Genomic DNA, 17,014 nt, shown 5'->3' on the forward strand with positions numbered 1-17,014 from the left:
CATGAAGACGACCACCAGCGACATGGGACGCAACCGGACGGGCGTGGCGACTTCGCCCATTGACAGCGCGGACATCACCGAGGAGGCGCAGAAGCGCCAGCCCAGCCACCTGGGAGACGGCTCGCTCATCCTCAAGGTGCGGCAAATCTACGCGCAGGAATCCGAGGGCATCGGGAGCGTGCCGCCCCCCGCCAGTCTCAAGGGCGTGGCGAAGACGGCCATGGACGCCATCAAGGGCGCCAAGCCCACGGTCTTCATCGACAAGCTCGGTGCGCGGCTGGCCTTCGAGCGCACCGGCACCCGGCTCTACGAGGGCGCGCTCGCGAAGCTCGAGGTCTACGGCAGCTGGGAGGGAGGCCCCACGCGTGAGGGCCTGGAGAAAATCTACAACGACGAGCTGTCCCACTTCCTCATGCTCACCGACGCCATGAAGACGCTGGGCGCCGACCCCACGGCGATGACCCCCAGCGCGGACGTGACGTATGTGATTTCCCAGGGGATTCCCTCCCTCATGGCGGACCCGAGGGCCAACCTGCGCCAGTCGCTGGAAGGGCTGCTGGTGGCGGAGCTGACGGACAACGCCTCCTGGGAGATGCTCATCGACCTGGCGCGCAGCCTGGGGCACGACACGCTCGCGGACCGCTTCCAGCTCGCGCTGGACTCGGAGGTGCAGCACCTCCAGTGGGTGCGCGGCTGGCTGTCCGCGGGTGTCAGCGTGGAGGCGCGCAGGGGGGACATGGGCGAGGAGCGCGCGGGCGCGCAGCCGCCGGCGTAGCGCTCAGAACGCCGAGCCCGGCTCCTGGAGGAAGTCGGACTCCTCCGGGGTCGTCGGGCGCCCCAGCGTCACGTTGCGATGGGGGAAGCGGCGGAAGCGCTGGATGACGTCCCGGTGCTGCCGGGCGTAGTCCAGCGCTTCGCGGCTGTCCGCGTGGTACAGCGCGAGCACCTCGAACAGTGCCACCGAGAGCCGCTGGTCATTGACGGACTCGCTGTGCTCGAAGGGCAGGTACATGAACCACCGCCACAGCGGCGGCAGGGTCATGTCCAGGCCCCGGGCCAGCGCGTGCCGGGCCACCTCGCGTGCTCGCGCGTCCGAGGCGAAGGCCCGGGGCGTGCCGCGGAAGAGGTTGCGTGGGAACTGGTCCAGCAGCAGGAGCAGGGCCACGCAGCTGCGGGCCTCGTCCCGCCAGTCGTCCAGCTCACCCGCGGCGGCGCGCTCGACAGCGGGGAGGAAGCGTCGCCTGCATTCGTCATCGAAGGCTTCGTTCCGCGCGAACCAGCGCTCGCGCGGCTGACCGAACCAGAAGCCGAGGATTTCCTCTGCGCTCGCCATGAGACGCCTCTCCGTCAATGAGGGGAAGCCACCTTGTACCCCAGCGCCAGCCGGGGTGGCGGCCAGCGGCCTCCGGTACCACCTTCCACCCGACACTGGCGGTGCTGCCGCCACGGGAGGACGCGGATGGACTGGACGGTGGAACCGACGACGCGGACGATGCCTGGCCCGGTGCGGCGTACGGCCCTCAACCCCACGTTGCGCAAGGAGTCCGCGGTGGCGCTGGGCATCTTCGGCGCCCTCACCTTTGGCGCCGCGGCGCTGGGCGCCCGGGTCAGCTCGGCGGACTCGCGTTGGTACCGGCGTCTGCGCAAGCCCGCCTTCCAGCCGCCCGCGAAGGCCTTCGGTCCGGTCTGGACGGTGCTGTATGGCCTCATCGCCCTCTCCGGCTGGCGCGTGTGGACGGCGCCCGCCGGGCCCGCGCGCTCCAAGGCCCTGGCCTGGTGGGGCGTGCAGCTGGGCTTCAACGCCGCCTGGTCCTGGCTCTTCTTCGGCAGACACCAGCCGCGACGGGCGCTGGCGGACAACGTGGCGCTGCTGGGCAGCGTGACGGCCTACGTCGCCGCCACCCGGGACGTGGACCGCCCCGCGGCCTGGATGGTGGCGCCGTACCTGGGCTGGGTGGGCTTCGCGAACGTGCTCAACGCCGAAATCGTCCGGCTCAACCCGTGAGCCCACCCGCAGGCTAGTTGCGCAGCTTCGAGGGCTTGGGCGGGTTCATCGCCAGCACGGTGGCGAAGTAGCGCGCCTGGCTCTCGGTGGTGCAGCGCACCTCCTGGATGCGCCCGCCCACCTTCACGCGGACGAGCCAGCCTTCGTTGTCACGGGTCCAAGCAGGCGTGTCGGTCGTCATGGTCACCCTCCGTGGGAATCCATCCTCCGCCCACCGGTAGAGCAGCCGCCATGCCAGCGCCGGAAGCGTGCGAATCCAGGCGCTTCCCCCGGCCTGCTGGCCAATGGAAGACAGCCACCCCTGTCATTTTTGCGGAAGCCTGGGTGGCGGAGTTTCAGTGGATGAGCTGTTCCGGTGTCTCCGCCGGAGGCTGCGCGGGAGCGCCGGCCATCAACGGCAGGGCGACGTGGAAGGTGGAGCCGTGGCCGGGCTCGCTCTCCACCCAGATGCGGCCTCCATGGCGCTCGACGATGTCCCGGCTGATGTAGAGCCCCAGGCCCAGCCCGCCGAAGGAGCGGGCGGAGACGTTGCGCGCCCGGAAGTAACGGTCGAAGAGCAGCTTCTGCTGGTCCGGCGGGATGCCGATGCCTTCGTCGGAGACGGACAGCAGCGCGAGCCCGCCGTGTTGGCGCAGGCTCACGCGGACGGTGCCCCCGTTCGGGCTGTACTTGAAGGCGTTCTCCACCAGGTTGGAGAAGACCTGCTCCATCCGGAAGGGGTCCACGTTCACCTGCACGGGATGCTCGGGCGCCTCGAAGTGCACCGTGTGGTCGCCGCGCTGGGGCTCCAGGCTCCGGAGGACGTGCGCCACCAGGCCTTCCAGCCGGGTGGCCTCCGGGTGCAGCGCGAGCCGTCCCGCCTCGATGCGCGAGGCATCCAGCAGGTCATTGATGAGGCTGGTGATGCGCAAGAGGTGCATGCGCGTGTGGCGCAGGGTGGAGGGGTCCACGCGCTCGCCGCGCTCCAGCCGGCGCTCCAGGGTGGCCAGCCGGAGGCTCAGGGGGGTGAGGGGCGTCTTCAGCTCGTGCGAGGCGATGGAGAGGAAGTCGTCGCGCACGCGGATGGCCTCCTGGGCCTCGCGGTACAGGCGCTCGCGCTCGCTCTCGGCGCGGCGCCGCTCGGAGATGTCCTCGACGATGCCAATGCCGCCCTCGACCTGGCCGGCGCTGTTGAAGCAGGGCACGAAGCGCATGTGGGCGGGCGTCTTCTTGCCAGAGGTGATGGCGCGGTACTCCCCTTCGTAGTCGCAGGTGTGGCCCGCCAGCGTCTCGCGGACGCAGTGGAGGATGTTCTCGTCCCGCAGCGACAGCAGGTTGAGGCCGACGAGCACGCGCTTGGGCGAGCCGATGATGCGCACGAACAGCTCGTTGCAGGCGATGATGATGGCGCTCCGGTCGAAGTAGAAGATGCCCAGGGGCGCGTGCTCCACGACGGTGCGGAAGAGCGCGTCGCCGCCCACGCTCTCCGTCTCGTGCCGGGGCAGTGCGCGCTCCACGGGTTCGTCCACGATGTCGATGACCTCGTGCAAGCGGCGGAAGTTGAGGGCGATGCGCTCATCGGGGCCCTGGCCGGAGGCGCCCACCGTCAGCTCCACCAGGACCTCCGCGCCGTCCTTCCGGCACGCGAGCACGCGGGTGGCCCGTCCGCCCAGCGCGGCCCGGCGGGAGAGCAGGTGGCGCAGCAGGCTCTTTCCCCCGTGCTCCCGCAGCCGCTTGGGAAAGAGCCACGCCGCGGGCTGACCCAGGAGCTCCTCGCGCTTCCAGCCCAGCAGTCGTTCCGCGGCGGCGTTGAGGAAGCAGACGTTCTCACGTGCGTCGCAGGCCACGAACGGGTCCACGGCGGCATCCAGCCACGCACTGAGCTCGTCTATGGCAGCACCGGCCATACTCTCCTCGAAAGGCGCGCTGGCTCATGGGGCCGGCGTCCTGGAATGGGGCCTTGAAACACCTCGACGCGATATGTGGAGGGTGTGTCCCTTTCCTTACAAGTAGGCATTGGAGGCACAGCCCGCGCCTCCCACGCTCATGGGGCCTGGGTGCACGCCAGGCAGGATGGGCGGCCGAGCGGGCATGCGCCCGGCAACCGATGCTTGAGCAGCCGGCCTCGTTGCCCTGGCTTGGGGGCGCCGGTATGGCTATCGCCGCTTGGGCCGCTGTCCTCGTGACGTTGCCTTCCGGGCGCCAGACTTCGCGCGCGGCGTGGCTTGCTTGCGCGGAGACCTCGGCTTCGCGGCCCCGCCGCGTGAGCGCGGCGGCTCGGGGGACTTCAACGCGAGGACCTCCAGCCGCTCGCGCAGGGCACGCGTCTCCTCCTTGAGCCGGTCCACCTCTTCGCGCAGCGACGTCAGCTCCTTCGCCTGGGGCTCGCCCTCGCGCAGGAAGCGCACCGTTTCACGGGCCGCGCGCCGGGCGACGGCGTCCAGCAAGGGCGTCTGCTCCAGGGCGGGGATGAGCCGGCGGTCACCCAGGGTGCGCGCCGCCTCGAAGACGCCCATCCGGACGCGGAAGAGGGGGTCCCGGAGCAGCTCGGTGAGCAGGTCCACCGCCTCGCGCTTGCGGCCGGCGACCTCCGCCAGCTTCGCCACCGCGAGCGTGGCGGCGCGGCGAAGGGGCGCCGCGTGGCCGTAGGCCGTGCGCGCGAGGACGACGGAGAAGGCGGCCGGGTCCTGGGATTCAGCGAGGCCGTCCACGGCGCCCACGGCGATGACGTCCTGGTACGAGGGGCGGGTGGCCACGGCTTCCAGCACGGCCAGCGCGTCCGGCGCGCGCACCTTGCCGTAGCTGCGGGCGGCCTCCGCCTCCACGAAGTAGCTGGCGTCGCCGCCTTCCACCAGCGCGCGCAGGCGCGACGTCACCTCCGCGTCCCGGCGGAACTCTCCCAGCGCGGCCACCACCGCTCGGCGCACGCGGGGGTGCTCGGTGGCGAGCGCGGCGAGCAGGCGCGCGCGGGCCTCCGGCGTGCGGATGCGGCCCAGGGACTTCGCGCACGCGGCGCGCGTCCCCCAGAAGAGCCGCGTGTCCTCGAGCGCCGTCCCCAGGGCCTCCACGGCGCGGTAGCCGCCGTCCTTGCCCAGCGCGGTGGCGGCCTCGGTGCGTGCGCGCATCTCGGGGGCGGCGCGCAGCTCCTCCCTCCACAGGCCGGCGGACTTGTCCACCGTCAGGGTCCCGAGCACGTCGCGGCGGGGGTCCACGCGCACCTGCGTGGGGGCGGTGGGGCAGGGCAGGTGGAAGGCGTGTTCCGCGTCCGTCACCTCCAGCCGGTGGAGGGTGTCGCGGCCGTCCACGGTGAGCGCCACGTCCAGCGGGAGGCGGAAGAGCGGCACGCCGCTCTCCGTGGACTGCGTCTGGCGCACGTGGACGCGGAGCCGTGCCTCCTCGGCGTCGTAGCGGACCTCGACCTTGAGCTCCGGGTGCCCGGGAGCGAAGACGTACTGGTCGAAGAAGGCATCCAGGTTGTGGCCGGTGGCCTCCTCGAAGGCGCGGGCCAGGTCCACCGTCTCCACGGAGCCGTGGCGGTGGCGCGCGACATAGTGCCGCAGGCCCTTGAAGAAGAGGTCGTCGCCGAGCCGCCGGCGCAGCTCGTGGAGGACGAGCCCGCCCTTCTCGTAGAGGTGCCGGTCGAAGACATCCATGGGCGCGTGGAAGCGGCGCGCGACGATGGGGCGGGCGTAGCGCTCGTGCACCTCGCCCAGGTAGGCCTCCAGGTCCACGAGCCGGTGCTGGTCGGCCTCGTCCCGCCCGTCGGCGCGCTCCTTCCAGAGCATCTCGAACCAGGTGGCGAAGCCCTCGTTGAGCCAGCCGTGCGGCCAGTCGCGGCAGGTGAGCAGGTCACCGAACCACTGGTGGGCCAGCTCGTGGGAGATGAGCGGCTCGGCGTTGTAGTCCGGCTGGGCGCGCGCGTCGTGGAGGACGGTGTCGGTGAGGCTGGTGGCGGAGGTGTTCTCCATGCCGCCGAGGATGAAGTCGGTGACGAAGACCTGCGCGTAGCTGCTCCAGGGGTAGGGCTCGCCGGTGACCTCCTGGAAGACGCGCACCATCTCCGGCGTGCGGCGCACGCAGCGCAGGGCGTCCTCCTTGCGGCCCTTGGGAAAGAGGTAGCGCAGCGGCACGGTGCCGGCGGTGTCGGTGGCCTCCTCGAACTCGCCCACCACCAGCGTGACGAGGTACGGCGCGTGCGGCTGCGCCATCCGGTAGTGCTGGGTGCGGCGTCCGTCGTGGAACCGGTCGCTCTCCAGGGTGCCGTTGGACAGGGACGTCATCGCCTCGGGGAAGGTGGCGATGACCTCGGTGGTGGCCTTCTGCGCGGGCGTGTCCAGGCAGGGGAACCAGGCGCGCGCGTCGATGTCCTGGCCCTGCGTCCACGCCTGGCGCGGGCGGTGGGGATAGGCGGCGTCGGGGGCCCAGAAGTAGAGGCCGCGGCGGGGCCGCGCCGTGTAGCGGATGGCCACCTCGCAGGCGTGTCCGGCGGCCAGTGGTGAGGGCAGCTCCACGCGGACGTGGGCGCCGGAGTTGGAGAAGCGCGCGGCGCGTCCGTCGACGTGGACGTCGGACACGTCGAGGTCCACGGCATCGAAGGTGATGGTGTGGACGGACCGGACGGCGGAGACCCGCGTGGTGCAGAGGCCGGTGATGCGCTGCGAGTCGAAGTCGAGGTCCACCTCGATGCGGACGTGCTCGGCGCGGACCGGGCGCTCGGCGGCGTAGTGCTCGGTGGCGCCCGGGAGGGAAAAGGGATGGGGGCCGGAAGGAATCGACTCGGAGGCGTGACGGTGGCAGCAGCGCATGGACACCCGGGACTCTTCCGCAAGCCCGTGCCACCGTCGAGAAGGAGTGCACCTGGGGGCCAATGAGCGTCATGTATCGACGAAGTCATAAAGACGACGGCCGATAGGCAGCCCGCTCCGCTGGGGTGCGTGTGACATGTTTCTGGCCGCACGCGGGGCGTCGTGGACCGGGTAGGCTCTGACCACCGTGCAGTGGGTCCTCTTCTTCTCCGACAGGAACGTGCGTCAGCAGCTCTTCACCCGGGTGGACTCGACGCGGGGGTTGCTCCTGGTGACGGGCGTCCGGCATGGCGCGGCCATGCGGCCTCCAGAGTCACGCGAGCCCTTCGCCACGCTGGAGCGGCTCCACGGCGACGTGCTGTCGCAGGTGCTGGTGGCCGACGAAGGCACCACCGAGGGCATGTGGAGGGACCCGCTGGGAGACCTGGGGGACCGGCTCCACCCGGACAACCGGGATGACGCCTACGCGGCGGCCACGGGCTACCTGCTGCTGCGGGACGGCCGCCCCTGCGCGGTGGTGCGCAAGCACGGGACACCGCTGGAGGACCTCTGGTTCCTGCAAGAAGCGCTGAGCAGGCTCACCTCGCGCGTGCCTCCGCCAGACCCGGCCCAGCGCCCCGGGCGTCGCCGCGCGGAGCCCGCGCCCCGCTCGCCGCCGAGGCCCGCCAGCAGCGGCCCGAGCGCCCGCGCCACGGGCACGCGCGCTTCGCCCTCGTGGGATGACGAGGCCACGCCGCCCCGGGGCACGCGGGTGCCTCCGCCCGAGCCCCCGAAAAAGGACCCCTGGACGGTGCTGGGCATCGCCCCGGGCACACCCCCGGACGAGGCCCGCCGGACCTTCCGGGCGCTCATCGCGCAGTACCACCCGGACAAGGTGGCGCACCTGGCCCCCGAGTTCCACGCGCTCGCCGAGCTCCGCACGCGCGAAATCCTGGACGCGTGGGCAGAGGTGGAGCACGCGCTCTCCGGAGGGCGCTGAGCACGCCTGGTCGTCACGGGCCCGCGCGCCGAGGCCCGCCTCCGCGCACGGCTACGGCGACAGCACGGGGCCGCCCAGGCCCGGTGGCGGGGTGATGAGGGGCCGGGCGCCATCCAGCGCGAAGCGCGCGATGATGGGCATGTGGTCGGACAGTCCGTGGAAGCGGCTCCGGGGGTCGCCGAAGGGCGCCGTCTCCTGCGTGTCGAGCCAGCGCACCCCGGCCCCGGAGAACACGTGGTCCAGGTGCATGCGCATGTGCATGAAGCCAGCGGTGGGGAAGCCGCGCGACAGGTTCGGGTCAATCTGGCCCACGGCGGCCTGGGCACAGGTGAGGTGGCCGTCCGTGGTGAGGTAGCGGAACACCGGTGACGCGGGCGGCGAGTTGAAGTCGCCGCACACGATGTAGGGCTCGTCACCGCTGAGCGTCTGCATGAACTCCGTCAGCTTGCGCGCCTCGTGGAGTTGATTGATGCCGCAGCCCATCTTGTCTCGCGTGGCCCAGAACTCGCGGGCGAAGGGCGTGGGCAGGCTGAGGTGGGTGTTGAAGATGTGGAAGGGGTGCCTGTCCTCGCGCCGCAGCAGGCGCATGTGCGCGCAGATGCGGCTCTGCTTCCGGTCCTTGAGCCGCTGGACGTGGTGGTGGGTGATGGCCTGGGGCGCGTCCACATTGTGGGTGGCCACCTCGAGCCTGCGCGTGTTCACCAGCACGGCGAGCCCGGTGGTGTAGAGCGACAGCTCACCCAGCTTGTAGCGGTGGGCGCGGAAGTAGAACGCCTCGTAGGGCATCTCGCGTCCGAGCATGTCGAACGTCTCCACCATCCGCCCCATGAAGGCGGTGAGCTGGGTCTCGCCCGGCGTCTTGGGCCGGTCGGCGATGTTGCTGCGCAGCGAGGACGTCTCCACCTCCTGCAGGCAGACGACATCCGGCAGCGGGTCCAGCGACGCCAGTGCCGCGGCGACCCGTCGCTTGGGGCCCACCGTGCTCGCCAGGCCACGGAGCATGTGGCCGAAGTAGCGGACGTTGTAGGTGACGATTCGCAGCGGGGATGGACTCATGGGCAGTGCGACGGCCCCCTCCAATGGGCTTGGGAGGAAACTACTAACCGCCAGCCGCACCGGCCTGCGGCTGCGTCAGGCGCCCGACACTCCAGGGGCCTGGCTGCCCGGCCGCCATGAAGGAAGGTGAGCAAGAGAGGGCCCGGTCCCCTTCCGGATGTGGTCTCATCCGCCGCGCAACCGTCTTTCTCCTGGAGAAGAGAGGCAATGCACAGACGCGGAACGAATTGGGGCTTGATGACCGCCATTGCGGTGGCGCTCACGGGATGCGGCGAGGACGACACATACGTCTACGATGTAACCCTGGATGCGGCGAACCTGGGCGACGTCCCGACCGAGTGCTCCGAGTTCGTCGTGCCGGTCCAGGGGCCCGCGGTCGGCCTCGAGGCGCAGCAGCGCTGGGTATTTCGAAAAGGGGAGATGGACTCGATGTCCCTCGAGCTTCCCGACATCGACTTCCAGACGCCGAACAACGCCTACGTCATCAATGGTGATGATGCACCGGATGTCCTCATGGGCTCGGAGGGCGTGGAGGGCGGCTACTACTTCCTGCACATCCACACGCAGCTGGCCCCTGAGCACGTGTTGTCCCCCCTGGGGAACGAGCACGCGTTCCGCATCGCCATCGACACCAGGAAGCTGGGCGGCGACATCCGAGGCACCCTCTGGGTGCGCAACGAGCATGTCGAGCGCGACACCATCCGGGGGACGGTGGTGGCCACCGGGTGCGCGTCGGCCATCCGCTTCACGGGCCGCCGGGTGCAGGAGTAGCCCGCTTCATCCGCACCACGGTGTCCAGCAGGTGCTCCAGCGCCGCCTGGGGCTCGGTGCACAGGCCGGAGTGCACAGGCCCTGTCTGGATGATGGTGCTGCGCGGCGCCACCACCCAGTGCCAGCGCTCCTTCTGCGACAGGCGGCCAATGGGCCCCGAGCCCTTCCCGCCCTCGCACACGCGGCGGAAGCTCTCCAGGTGGCCGCGCACCGTCTCCACGTCCACGTCGGGCCACAGGGCCTTCAGGCGCGCCGCGTCCGGCTCCACGCGCACACCCAGGAAGCGCTGGGTGGCGCAGAAGAGCACGACGCCCGCGTTGATGAACTCCTCGCGCTCCACCCGCGGCACCACGCGGATGATGGCGTAATCAAACGAGCTGGGCGCGGGCACGGTCCGCCTCCTCGATGAACGCGGGCACCGCTTCCAGCCGGCGCATCAGCCAGGTGACATAGGCCGCGCGGTGGGCCTCGGCGGTGGGGAAGGGGGACTCCGTGCTCGTGAGCCACGCTTCTGGAATCGCGCCCACGATGCGCTCCACCACCTCCCGGGTGAAACGCGCGCCCAGCTGCCCGCCGGCCTCTGTCAGCGCCGTGGCCCACGGCAGCAGCACGTGGTCCTTGATGGGCGCGAAGCGGCTCTGGCTGCGCGCCTCCCAGTCATCCCACGCGTGGTGGAAGTACAGCGATGCCCCGTGGTCGATGAGCCACAGGTTCCGGTGCCAGGTCAGCATGTTGGGGTTGCGTGGCGTGCGGTCCACGTTGGTGATGTAGGCGTCGAAGGCGACGATGCCGGATGCCACCGCCGCCTCGGGCGCCGGGTCCGCCACCGGGTCGAACGTCACCGACGCCGGCAGGTAGTCCAGGGCCAGGTTGAGGCCCGCGCTGGCCTTGAGCAGCTCGCGAATCTCGGAGTCCGGCTCGTTGCGCCCCAGGGCCGGGTCCAACTCCACCAGTACGAGCTCTGGTACTCGCAGTCCCAGCTCCCGCGCCAGCTCCCCGGCGATGAGCTCGGCGATGAGCGCCTTGGCGCCCTGGCCCGCGCCCCGGAACTTCACGACATAGAGGCCCGCGTCGTCCGCCTCGATGATGGCGGGCAGCGAGCCCCCCTCTCGCAGGGGCGTCACGTAGCGCGTGGCGGTGACCGTCCTTGGCATCCTGTGCTCCCGTCCTCTCTCGGCCCGCCCACCGGGCGCCCGCCGCGAGCCGGCATGTAGCACGACGCAGGGGGCCAGGATGTCGCAACCGCGGCTTCTGGGGGCTCACTGGAAACTTTGTCCGACACGATGCGACAATTGTTTATCGGCGCTTTTTTCTGCCCCCCACGGAGCACCCCCACCATGGAAATCTCTCGCAAGCCGAAGTCGCCCGTGTCGCAGTCCTCCCGCCCTGCTGACACGGCCAAGCCGGCCGCCGCGGCCAAGCCCGTGGAGAAGGCGCCCGCCCAGACGGCGAAGGATGGCTTCGACTCGGCCCCCGCCGGTGGCGCGCGGGGCTCCAACTTCGTGGACCGTCCCAAGGGCAACTTCGTGGACCGCCCCACGGGTCTGCCCCCGGGCACCCCGTCGGCGCTGCCGGCCACGGCCTTCACCTTCGGCTCCGGCCACGTCGCCGTCCGGCCCTTCGCGGAGAGCGCGGCCCGCGCGCCCGTCACGCTGACGGCGTCCGCCACGCCCAACGCGAAGGTGAACGACCTCCAGACGACGACGTCCACCGTGTCCTTCGACCAGGACGTGAAGCTGGACTCGCTGAAGCTGAACCTGGACCTGGCGCACACCTACAAGGGTGACCTGGTCGTCAAGCTGACCAGCCCCTCCGGCAAGACGGAGACCCTCCACAACCGCACGGGCGGCAGCGCGGACAACATCCAGGGCAGCTTCGACCTGAGCGCCTTCAAGGGCGAGTCCACCAAGGGCACCTGGACGCTCTCCGTCGAGGACAAGGCGCGCCGCGACACGGGCACGCTGAAGAGCTGGAGCCTGGACGCCACCGGGCAGACGACGGGCACGGGCCCCGTCGAGGAGCCGAAGCCGCCGCTCTCCGGCCCTCCGGTCATCGCCGTCTTCGACGGCGGCGTGGACTTCAAGCACTCCGACCTGGACGACGCGATGTGGGTCAACCCGGGCGAAGTCGCGGGTGACGGCATCGACAACGACGGCAACGGCGTCAAGGACGACATCTACGGCTACAACGTCGGCTACAACAGCGGCGACGTGCTGCGCGGCAGCGGCACGGACCACGGCACGCACGTGGCCGGCATCATCGCCGCCGAGGACAACGGCGAGGGCAACACCGGCGTCGCCGCGGGCAAGGCGAAGATCATGAGCCTGGGCGGCCTGTACAACGGCGCCGACCTGCTCACGAACTTCGAGCGCGGCGTCGACTACATGGTGAAGATGAAGACCGAGCACGGCGTGAACATCCGCGCCGTCAACGCCAGCTTCGGCAACGAGTACCGCAACCCGGCCGACGTGGAGCGCTGGACGGCCGCGGTGCAGAAGCTGGCCGACGCGGACATCCTCCTCGTCGCGGCCACGGCGAACGGCTACGGCAGCAACCTGAACAACGTGGCGGACATGCCGGCCAACATCGACCTGCCCAACGTCATCACCGTGGCGTCGATGGACAAGAACAACGACAAGCTCGCGGACTTCTCGTCCTACGGCGACAAGGTGGTGGAGCTGGCCGCGGTGGGTGAGGACGTGCTGAGCACCGTCCCGGGCGGCGGCTGGGAGGAGATGAGCGGCACCTCCATGGCCACCCCGACGGTGGCGGGCGCCGCGGCGCTGATGTTCGCCGCCAACCCGAACCTGACGGCCGCGCAGGTGCGTGACCTGCTGGTGAAGACGGTGGAGGTGGACCCCGACCTCAAGGGCAAGGTGAGCACCAGCGGCAAGCTGGACATCGAGGCCGCCGTCGCCGCCGCCAAGGCCACGCTCGAGGACGACACCACGGTCGCCGGTCGCTGAGCCGGTCCTGACCTGAAGTGTCCAGAAGCTCCCGGTGCCCACGCGCCGGGAGCTTTTTCGTGTCCGATTTGATTGCGCACAATTTATTTGTGCCCTACTTACCTCCCATGTCGCTGGATGATTCGCTCCGCCTGGACCGTCAAATCTGCTTCCCGCTCTACGCGGCGGCCCGGGCGATGACGCAGGCGTATGCGCCGCTGCTGTCGCGGCTGGGCCTGACGTACCCGCAGTACCTGGTGTTGCTGGTGCTGTGGGAGACGGATGGGGAGACGGTGAAGGGGATGGGGGAGCGGCTGTACCTGGACTCGGGGACGCTCACGCCGCTCCTGAAGCGGATGGAGTCCCAGGGCCTGGTCCGGCGGGAGCGGAGCGCGGAGGACGCGCGCTCGGTGCACATCTACCTGACGTCCGAAGGGCGAGCCCTGCGTCGCAAGGCCTCGTCCATTCCCGAGGCGATGGCCTGCAAGCTGGGGCTGACGCTGGAGGAGGCGACCCGCCTGCGCCGCGACGTCATGCGGCTTTTCGAAGTGCTGTCGCAGTCCCACGTTGATTCCTCGAAGTAGCGCTCAAGGAGAACGCCATGGCTCCCATCGCCATCACCCCGCTGTACAGCACCACCGCCACCACCCACGGAGGCCGCAACGGTCGCGTGAAGTCCGAGGACGGCGTCCTGGACCTGCCCCTGGCCATGCCCAAGGAACTCGGGGGCGCCGGCGGCGCCGTCACCAACCCCGAGCAGCTCTTCGCGGCGGGCTACTCCGCCTGCTTCGAGAGCGCGCTGCGGATGGTGGCTCGCGCGCAGGGAAAGAACCTGGGCAACGACGCGGGCGTGCGCGCCACCGTCACCATCGGCAAGACGCCGGATGGCGGCTTCGGGCTCGCGGTGGAGCTCCAGGGCATCCTCCCGGGCCTCCCGAACGACGAGGCCCAGAAGCTCATGGAGGCGGCCCACCAGGCGTGCCCGTACTCGAAGGCCACGCGCGGCAACATCGAGGTGAAGGTCTCCGTCGCCGGCTAATAACCATGACGGGTATGGCCACCTGCGGGGCCCGCGGCATCCCTGCGAGCCCCAGGTGGCGGGCATGGCCCTACGGCGTGACGCCCGGTATCCACACGCCCCAGTCCGTCAGCTGCGTGCCACCGCCGTCCGGTGTGACGCGATCGAGCAGCGGCTGGAAGCGGGCCTCATGGGCCAGCCCGTTCAGCGCGTCCTCCCAGGGGTCGGCGGCGTAGGCCTGGACGCGGACGTTGTTCGCCTGGGGCTGCGCCGTCTCGAACTGGAGCGCCGGAATCCGGTGCGCGCCCACCGTCACCGTCTGGCGCTTCGCTGGGGCGGCGCCCTCGAGGGAGGGCGGCCATTGGCGCGCGTCCAGGGACTCCCAGATGCGCGCGAGCACCGCCTCCTCCAGCGGCATGGCTTCCGCCTGGGCGAAGTCCGGGCACGCCGCGCCCGGCGTGGGGGGCGTCACCTGCTGGCGCAGGATGAAGCCCCGCTCGGCGGCCTGGCAGGTGCGCAGCACCGACGTCGTGCCCTCCGATTCCATCCGCATGTCGAACCAGGTGCCCGGCCCCCAGGGGCGGGTGAGCGTGGGCGGCACGCCGGAGCCACCCTCCTGGCCCTGGCGCGCTTCCACCAGGGTGAGCTGTGAGCCGCCGCCCATGCCGAAGCCCGACAGCGTGGTGCTCGCGTCGAGCAGTCCGTTGGTGAGGTACAGCGGGCCCGGCTTCACCGCGTAGAGGCGGTTCTCCAGAGGGCCGTCCACCATCCGCTGGTCGTGGAGGTAGCGCGTCGCCTCCCAGTGGCGGCCCGCGGCGGTGAGCTGCTCGGTGCTCTGCGTGCCCTTGCGCTCGACGTCCAGCGCGCGCGACTCATCTGCCCGCATGGGCACCACCAGCGGCCGCGCCAGCATCGGCTGCCGCGACGGCGCGCCGCCATCTTCGGTGAAGGAGAGGCTCACCCAGACCCAGGGCAGCTCCACCGCCACGACCTCCAGCGCCACCAATCCGGCCACCGCGGATGCGGGCACGGTGCCCGGCTGCTGCCGACCCATGGGCTTGCGGTTGGCGGAGAATGCGTACGCCACCCGGTCGCCCACGCGCGCCCGCAGCCAGGGGGAGTCGCCGCGCCGCGTTGGCGTCTCCGCCTCTGCCTGTGCTCTCGTCTCCGTCACGGGCTCCTGGGGGGAAACATCCGGCGGCGTGGCCGTGTCGTCCGGGGGCACGGTGTGGGGCTCCACGCTCTTGCAACCCGAGCCGAGGGCCAGGGCCGCGCACAGCAGTGCGGAGCGGGACAGGGCGGAGGCGACGGGCTTTCGCATGCGGGCAACCTCGACAGTGGGGGCATTGCATCACCCCTGCCGGAGCTTGATACACCGGGGCCCTGGCCATCCCCAACTTCCCGGAGTTCCGCGTCCCATGACCACGAACCTGCCCATCCGCCGCGTCGTCCTCTACAAGCATGGTGTCGGCTACTTCGAGCGCCGGGGGAAGGTGCGGGGCAACGACACGCTCCACCTGGACTTCAAGGCGCGCGACATGAACGACGTGCTGAAGTCGCTGACGGTGCTGGATTTGTCGGGCGGCTCGGTGTCGGCGGTGAGCTACGACTCCACCAAGCCGCTGGAGCAGCTCCTGGCGGAGGCCACCATCCGCATCCCCGAGGACGGCAGCCTCACGGCGCTGCTGGGGCAAATCAAGGGCGCGCGCGTGCGCGTGCGGGTGGGCGGCGCGCAGGTGGAGGGCTCCATCATCGGCCTGGACTCGCTGGCGGTGGCTGCGGGCGAGACGAGCGTGATGCGCCCGTTCCTGTCGCTGCTGGTGGGCGCCTCGCTGCGCACCTTCGACATCCTGGACGTCTCCGAGCTGGAGTTCCTGGACGAGGCGGTGCGTAAGGATTTGGAGTTCTACCTGGCCACGGTGCTGTCCTCATACAAGAAGGACTCCAAGCGGATGGCCATCCTCACCTCGGGCCAGGGCGAGCGCGAGCTGTTCGTCAGCTACGTGGTGGAGTCGCCGGTGTGGAAGACGAGCTACCGCATCCTCCTGGACGAGGGCGAGCCGCCGCTGCTCCAGGGCTGGGCGCTGGTGGACAACACGGGGGACGAGGACTGGGTGGACGTGGGGCTGTCGCTCATCGCCGGCCTGCCCGTGTCCTTCGTGCATGACCTCTACAACCCTCGCTACATGAAGCGGCCGGTGGTGGAGGTGAAGACGGAGGCCGCCGCCGCGCCGGTGATTCCGGAGGAGAGCTTCGGGGGCGGCGAGGACCTCGAGAAGGTGCTGGACATGGCCGCCGCGCCGATGATGTCCGCGATGCCCGCCGCGCCCGCCACGGCCGCGCCGCGCCGTGGCCGGATGGAGAAGCGGATGCCGATGCCAGTGGCGGTGGCCGGGCCCGGTGGCGGAGGGCCGAAGCTGCGCGAGGCGATGGAGCAGCGCGCGGTGACGACGCTCACCAAGGAGGTCGGCGACCTCTTCGAGTACGAGGTGGATCGGCCGGTGACGGTGCACCGCAACCAGAGCGCGCTGGTGCCCATCCTCCACAAGCCCTTCGAGGGCCGGCGGGTGCTCCTCTACAACCGGGCCACGCGCGAGAAGAACCCCATGGCGTGCATCGAGCTGAAGAACACCACGGGCCTGACGCTGGAGGGCGGCCCGGTGACGGTGTCGGAGGACGAGCGCTACGTGGGCGAGGCGATGCTGGACACGATGAAGCCTGGAGACCGGCGCTTCGTGCCCTACGCGGTGGAGCTGGGCTGCGTGGTGTCCATCGAGGACCGCGTGGAGGACGGGCCGGTGGTCCGGGTGGTGGTGAACGCCGGCATGTTGATGGCGGAGTACTTCCACCTGCGGCGCACGACGTACCTGGCGCGCAACAAGGCGCAGCGGGCGCAGGTGCTGTACGTGGAGCACCCGCGCAACGGCTGGGAGCTGGCGAAGGACGCGCCGGAGCCCGCGGAGACGACGGAGGGCTTCTGGCGCTTCAAGCGGGAGCTGGCCGCGGGGGCGCAGGACACGCTGACCGTCACCGAGCGCACGCGCGGGCAGCGGCAGTACCTGGTCTCCAGCATGGGGCTGGATGAGGTCTCCTACTTCGTGTCGCAGCGCTTCATCGACGAGAAGATGGCGGCGCTGCTGAAGGAGGTCGTCGCGCAGCGTGAGCACGTGGACGCGCTGGCGAAGGAGGAGCAGCGGCTGCTGGAGGAGCGCAACCAGCTCTTCCGGGACCAGGAGCGCATCCGCTCCAACATCGAATCGCTGAAGAGCGGCGCGTCGCAGCGCGAGCTGGCCGAGCGCTTCGTCGCCAAGCTCAACGAGCAGGAGGACCGGCTGGAGGCCATCGCCAGCGAGCTCGAGAAGCTGGCCAAGCAGCGGCAGGAGGCGCAGAAGGCGCTGAACCGCCGCATCCAGGGGCTCAGCTACACCGCGGACCTGTAGTAGAGGCAAGCCGCCC

The 17,014-nt window shown here is 70.6% G+C and carries 16 protein-coding genes; 8 read left to right on the plus strand and 8 right to left on the minus strand.

The features are described from left to right. Nucleotide 1: 1 nt before the first annotated feature. A complete protein-coding gene (locus tag VZL07_RS17565; protein ID WP_426756707.1) occupies nt 2-775 on the plus strand; it encodes a ferritin-like domain-containing protein in 774 nt (257 codons plus the stop codon). A 3-nt stretch (nt 776-778) separates the two neighbouring features. Here the strand turns inward: VZL07_RS17565 and VZL07_RS17570 are convergent, their stop codons facing one another. Continuing rightward, the gene (locus tag VZL07_RS17570; protein WP_426756708.1) at nt 779-1,333 is read right to left on the minus strand and encodes a DUF924 family protein; all 555 of its coding nucleotides are present in this window, start codon (nt 1,331-1,333) and stop codon (nt 779-781) included. 126 nt (nt 1,334-1,459) lie between these two features. Between VZL07_RS17570 and VZL07_RS17575 the strand changes: the two genes are divergently transcribed. Further along, nucleotides 1,460-2,005, plus strand: a complete 546-nt coding sequence (locus VZL07_RS17575) for a TspO/MBR family protein (protein ID WP_426756709.1) — start codon at nt 1,460-1,462, stop codon at nt 2,003-2,005. 13 nt (nt 2,006-2,018) lie between these two features. Here VZL07_RS17575 and VZL07_RS17580 read toward each other — a convergent pair whose 3' ends face one another. The 3 genes from VZL07_RS17580 to VZL07_RS17590 all read right to left on the minus strand — a co-directional run bounded on the left by VZL07_RS17580 (nt 2,019) and on the right by VZL07_RS17590 (nt 6,789). Next, nucleotides 2,019-2,186: a hypothetical protein gene (locus VZL07_RS17580; protein ID WP_162295036.1), complete on the minus strand. Its 168-nt coding sequence runs from the start codon at nt 2,184-2,186 to the stop codon at nt 2,019-2,021. Nucleotides 2,187-2,340: 154 nt separating this feature from the next. Then, a complete protein-coding gene (locus VZL07_RS17585) occupies nt 2,341-3,891 on the minus strand; it encodes a PAS domain-containing sensor histidine kinase (protein ID WP_426756710.1) in 1,551 nt (516 codons plus the stop codon). Between the two features lie 249 nt (nt 3,892-4,140). Further along, nucleotides 4,141-6,789, minus strand: a complete 2,649-nt coding sequence (locus tag VZL07_RS17590; RefSeq protein ID WP_426756711.1) for a M1 family aminopeptidase — start codon at nt 6,787-6,789, stop codon at nt 4,141-4,143. A gap of 187 nt (nt 6,790-6,976) precedes the next feature. On the opposite strand from VZL07_RS17590, the gene VZL07_RS17595 reads away from it, so the two are divergent. Further along, complete coding sequence (locus VZL07_RS17595) at nt 6,977-7,768, plus strand: J domain-containing protein (protein ID WP_426756712.1); 792 nt, start codon at nt 6,977-6,979, stop codon at nt 7,766-7,768. A 51-nt stretch (nt 7,769-7,819) separates the two neighbouring features. On the opposite strand, the gene VZL07_RS17600 is transcribed toward VZL07_RS17595, so the two are convergent. Continuing rightward, nucleotides 7,820-8,824: an endonuclease/exonuclease/phosphatase family protein gene (locus VZL07_RS17600; protein ID WP_426756713.1), complete on the minus strand. Its 1,005-nt coding sequence runs from the start codon at nt 8,822-8,824 to the stop codon at nt 7,820-7,822. Between the two features lie 237 nt (nt 8,825-9,061). Between VZL07_RS17600 and VZL07_RS17605 the strand changes: the two genes are divergently transcribed. Continuing rightward, nucleotides 9,062-9,595, plus strand: a complete 534-nt coding sequence (locus VZL07_RS17605; protein ID WP_426757309.1) for a hypothetical protein — start codon at nt 9,062-9,064, stop codon at nt 9,593-9,595. Here the strand turns inward: VZL07_RS17605 and VZL07_RS17610 are convergent. Further along, nucleotides 9,570-9,986 carry a DUF3037 domain-containing protein gene (locus VZL07_RS17610; RefSeq protein WP_426756714.1) on the minus strand — a complete coding sequence of 139 codons (417 nt, stop codon included), beginning with the start codon at nt 9,984-9,986 and terminating at the stop codon, nt 9,570-9,572. The two genes, VZL07_RS17605 and VZL07_RS17610, sit on opposite strands and share 26 nt — an antisense overlap. Further along, on the minus strand, nt 9,964-10,749 hold the full coding sequence (locus VZL07_RS17615) for a HipA family kinase (protein ID WP_426756715.1): 786 nt from the start codon (nt 10,747-10,749) through the stop codon (nt 9,964-9,966). The genes VZL07_RS17610 and VZL07_RS17615 overlap by 23 nt, the downstream gene beginning before the upstream one ends. A gap of 183 nt (nt 10,750-10,932) precedes the next feature. Here VZL07_RS17615 and VZL07_RS17620 point away from each other — a divergent pair, with 183 nt between their 5' ends. The 3 genes from VZL07_RS17620 (at nt 10,933) to VZL07_RS17630 (ending at nt 13,579) form a co-directional block, all read left to right on the plus strand. After that, a complete protein-coding gene (locus VZL07_RS17620; protein WP_426756716.1) occupies nt 10,933-12,561 on the plus strand; it encodes a S8 family serine peptidase in 1,629 nt (542 codons plus the stop codon). 107 nt (nt 12,562-12,668) lie between these two features. Continuing rightward, nucleotides 12,669-13,124 (plus strand): MarR family winged helix-turn-helix transcriptional regulator, encoded by a 456-nt coding sequence (locus VZL07_RS17625; RefSeq protein WP_426756717.1) that lies wholly within the window; start codon nt 12,669-12,671, stop codon nt 13,122-13,124. 17 nt (nt 13,125-13,141) lie between these two features. Continuing rightward, nucleotides 13,142-13,579, plus strand: coding sequence for an organic hydroperoxide resistance protein (locus tag VZL07_RS17630; protein WP_426756718.1), 438 nt, complete (start codon nt 13,142-13,144; stop codon nt 13,577-13,579). A 70-nt stretch (nt 13,580-13,649) separates the two neighbouring features. Here VZL07_RS17630 and VZL07_RS17635 read toward each other — a convergent pair whose 3' ends face one another. Next, nucleotides 13,650-14,879 (minus strand): DUF6068 family protein, encoded by a 1,230-nt coding sequence (locus VZL07_RS17635; protein ID WP_426756719.1) that lies wholly within the window; start codon nt 14,877-14,879, stop codon nt 13,650-13,652. A gap of 97 nt (nt 14,880-14,976) precedes the next feature. Between VZL07_RS17635 and VZL07_RS17640 the strand changes: the two genes are divergently transcribed. After that, the gene (locus tag VZL07_RS17640; protein WP_426756720.1) at nt 14,977-16,998 is read left to right on the plus strand and encodes a hypothetical protein; all 2,022 of its coding nucleotides are present in this window, start codon (nt 14,977-14,979) and stop codon (nt 16,996-16,998) included. Nucleotides 16,999-17,014: the final 16 nt, after the last annotated feature.

Origin of the sequence: Pseudomyxococcus flavus, from assembly GCF_050038885.1 — a bacterium.
GTDB classification, from domain to species: domain Bacteria; phylum Myxococcota; class Myxococcia; order Myxococcales; family Myxococcaceae; genus Myxococcus; species Myxococcus flavus.